The 4,374-nt window shown below is 62.5% G+C and carries 1 protein-coding gene; it reads left to right on the forward strand.

Annotation, left to right across the window (positions count from 1 at the left end):
- Positions 1 to 4,374, forward strand: a 4,374-nt coding sequence (locus AC5Y5W_RS24785) for a non-ribosomal peptide synthetase (protein WP_500022654.1), incomplete at both ends; no start/stop codon positions are given.

Genomic DNA, 4,374 nt, shown 5'->3' on the forward strand with positions numbered 1-4,374 from the left:
CCGTTGTCGTTTGCGCAGAGTCGGTTGTGGTTTATCGATCGGTTTGAGGGTGGGGTTGCGACGTATAACATGCCGACTGCGTTGCGGATTAGTGGGGCGTTGGATGTTGAGGCGTTTGGGGCGGCGCTTGATGATGTGATTGCGCGTCATGAGTCGTTGCGGACGGTTTTTCCTGATGTGGATGGTGTGCCGTTCCAGGAGGTGTTGCCGGCTCGGTCGGGGATGTGGCGGGTCGGGGATGCGGCGGTGGTGTCGTTGCCGGAGGGCGATGTGGTGGCGGCGTTGGTGGGGTTGGCGGGGTATCGGTTTGATTTGTCGGCTGAGATTCCGATTCGTGTGCAGATTTTTGCGGTGGGGTGTGAGCAGTATGTGGTGGGTATTGTGGTGCACCACATTGCTTTTGATGGTTGGTCGTTGGCTCCGATGGCGCGGGATTTGGGGGCGGCTTATGCCAGTCGGTGTGTGGGGCAGGCGCCGGGGTGGGTGCCGTTGGCGGTGCATTATGCCGATTATGCGTTGTGGCAGCAGGAGTGGTTGGGGGTGGAGTCTGATCCGGGCAGTGTGATTGCTGGGCAGTTGCGGTATTGGTTGCAGGAGTTGGCTGATCTGCCTGAGGTGGTGTCGCTGCCGACGGATCGGGTTCGTCCGCCGGTGCCTAGTTATCGCGGTGAAGCGGTGGAGTTGCGTATTGACCCGCTGGTGTGGGCGGGGGTTAAGCGGGTGGCGGCTGCGCATAATGCGACGGCTTCGATGGTGTTGCAGGCGGTGTTGGCGGTGGTGTTGCACCGGGTTGGGGCCGGTGATGACGTGGTGATGGGCTCGCCGATTGCTGGGCGGGCGGATGCGGCGCTTGATGATTTGGTCGGGTTTTTCGTCAATATGTGGGTGTTGCGGGTGGGTGTCAGTTCTGGGCATCGGTTCAGTGATGTGCTTGAGCGGGTGCGTCAGAAGGCGCTGGATGCCTATAGCAATCAGGATGTTCCGTTTGAGTTGTTGGTTGAGCAGCTCAATCCGGTGCGTTCTGCGGCGCATCATCCGCTGTTTCAGGTGGCGATGGCCTTCCAGAACAATGTGCGTCCCGAGATGGTGCTTGATGGGGTTGGTGTTGAGCCGTTGGCGGTGTTTACTCGCACCGCCAAATTTGATCTGGATATTGAGTTAAGTGAGGTGGCTACTGAGGATCCGGGTGCGTCGATGGCTGCGGGGGTGGTGTTGTATGCCACGGATTTGTTTGACCGGGCCACTGTTGAGCGGTTGGTGGCTTGGTTTGGGCGGGTGGTCGAGGCGGTGACTGCTGATGCCTCGGTGGTGGTGGGTGAGGTGTCGTTGCTGGATGCCGGTGAGCGGGATTTGGTGCTGGCGGGGTGGTCTGGTGTGGGGGTGGGTGCGCCGGTGGGGGTGGCGCCGCAGTTGTTGGCGGCGGCGGTGGCTGCCGATCCGGGTGCGGTGGCGGTCATCGATGGTAGCCGGCGGCTGTCGTATGGCGAGCTTGATGGGTGCTCGACGCGGTTGGCGCGGGTGCTGATTGAGGTGGGGGTGGGTCCTGAGCGTGCGGTGGGCGTGGCGATGGATCGGTGTGTGGAGTTGGTGGTGGCGTGGTGGGCGGTGCTCAAGGCTGGTGGGGTGTATGTGCCGGTGGATCGGGCTCATCCGGTGGAGCGGGTTGCTGCGGTGTTGGATGCGGCAGGGGCTGTGTGTGTATTGACTTGCGGTGTTGATGTTTTGGTGGCGGCTGGGCCGCGGCCGGTGCTGCGCGTCGACGGGTTGGATCTTTGCGGGGGTAGTGCGGATCCGATTGTCGATGCTCAGCGGTTGGCTCCGTTGGGAGTGGATAACACCGCGTATGTGATCTTCACTTCGGGATCTACTGGTGTTCCTAAAGGGGTGGCGGTCAGTCACGCGGGTCTGTTGGGGGTGGCGGCGGCCCATCGTGAGGTGTTCGGGTTGGGCGTGGGTGCGCGGGTGTTGATGGTGGCTGCGCCGACTTTTGATGCGTCGGTGTTTGAGTGGTTGTTGGCGGTGGCGTCGGGGGCGGCGTTGGTGGTGGCGTCTGCGGATGTTTATGGCGGGGAGGCGTTGGCTGCGTTGTTGCAGGCTCAGCGGGTCAGTGCGGCGTTGTTGACTCCGACGGTGCTGGCGTCGTTGGATCGCGCTCGTCTAGATGGGTTGGGCACGTTGATCACTGGTGGGGAGGCCTGTGCGGGGGAGTTGGTGGCCGCTTGGGCGCCGGGTCGGCGGATGTTTAACGCCTATGGTCCGACCGAGGTCACGATTTGGGCTAGCTGTGGTGCGTTGGTGGCGGGGCAGCCGGTCAGTATTGGTGTCCCGATTCCGGGGGTTAGTGCGTTGGTGCTTGATGGGCGGCTGAGTCCGGCGCCGGTCAAGGTGGTGGGTGAGTTGTATTTGGCGGGGCCGGCGTTGGCCCACGGTTACATCGGGCGCACGGAGTTGACTGCGGAACGGTTTGTGGCCAACCCCTATGGGGGTGCGGGGGCGCGGATGTATCGCACCGGTGATGTGGTGCGTTGGACGTCTGCGGGCACTTTGGAGTATCTGGGTCGGGCCGATACTCAGATCAAGTTGCGTGGACAGCGTCTGGAGTTGGGGGAAATTGAAAACGCGCTGTTGGCTTGTCCGCAGGTCATCCAGGGCGCGGCCACTGTGCATCACGGTGACACTGGCTCGCATTTGGTCGCCTATGTGGCTCTTGAGCACACCGTCACTGTTGCTGATGACGAGGCCGAGATTGTTGGCCAGTGGCAACACATCTACGACAAGCTCTATGACGCTGATGTTGCGGTGTCGGGGTTTGGTATGGATTTCCGGGGGTGGAATAGCAGCTACACCGATGATCCGATTCCGCTTGAGGAGATGGTGGAGTGGCGGTCGGCCACGGTGGATCGGATCATGGCTCTGGGGCCGCGGCGGGTGTTGGAGATCGGCGTGGGCTCTGGGCTGGTGTTGTCGCAGATCGCCCCGGTGTGTGTGGAGTATTGGGGTACCGATTTCTCTGCGCCCACGATTCAGCGGCTGCAGGCGCTGGGGGCTGGGCAGCCGTGGGGGGATCGGGTGCAGTTGCGGGTGCAGCCGGCCGATGTGGCCGATGGGCTGCCGGAGGGCCATTTCGATGTGGTGGTGCTCAACTCGGTGGTTCAGTATTTCCCCAGTGCGGGGTATCTGACCGATGTGTTGGTGGTGGCGATGCGATTGCTGGCACCGGGTGGGGCGTTGTTCATCGGCGATGTGCGTAACCACAGCTTGCAAAGCGCGTTTCAGACCGGTGTCGCGCTGGCCCGCACCACCGGTGAGGACACCGCTGAGATTCGTCAACGAGTCCATCGCGCCGTGCTTGGTGAGCCTGAATTACTGCTGGCTCCAGAGTTTTTCACCACCTGGGCCGCCGACCATGCATCGGTGGCCGGGCTCGATATCGAAGTCAAATGTGGGCTGGCCGACAACGAGTTGACCCGGTACCGCTATGACGTCACCATCCACAAGACCCCCACGGCGGTTCGTTCATTGGCTGGTGCACCCAGCTGGGCATGGACTCAATGCGCCGGCCTTAGTGGATTGCATGCCGAGTTGATATCGCAACGTCCAGACGCCGTGCGCATCACCGACATTCCCCGCGCCGGACTGATCACTGATGTCGGTATCGAAGCCGGCTTGGCCGCTGGGCTGCCGCTAGCCGATGCGGTGGCTCAAGCGGCCAGCGCGGCCGCTGAGGCCGCCACTCCCGAACAATTGCATCGCCTGGGTCAAACCGCCGGCTACCACGTCGCGCTCACCTGGGGTGCCCAACCGGGCACTCTTGATGCCGTCTTGGTTATCCCCGCTGACTGCGATGGCCAGCACACCCCACCGCTGACCGACCTCTACCTGCCCCCTGCCGGGGTCCACCAACGCAATACCTACGCCAATGATCCCCAAACCAACACCAAGATCAGCGCGGTGCGGCAATGGTTGAGCACAAGGTTGCCCGATTACATGGTGCCGGCCCACATCATGGTGCTCGACGAATTCCCGTTGACCTCCTCGGGCAAGGTCGACCGAAAAGCACTGCCAGCACCGGTGTTTGCCACCACACCCTTCCGGGCGCCGCAGACCCAGACCGAAAAGATCGTCGCCGACGTATTCGCCGAAGTGTTAGGACTAGACCGCGTCGGACTCGACGACGACTTCTTCGCCCTGGGCGGGGACTCATTGATCGCCACCCGAGTCAGCGCACGGCTGCAATCAGCACTCAACAGACAAGTCCCCGTGCGCTACCTATTCGACGCCTCCACCGTGGCAAACCTGGCCGACTACCTACACCGCCACCACGACGCCCCCGCCCGCGCCCCACTACAAGCAATGCCACGCCCCCAACACATC

The organism is Mycobacterium sp. NGS51 (genome assembly GCF_059812525.1).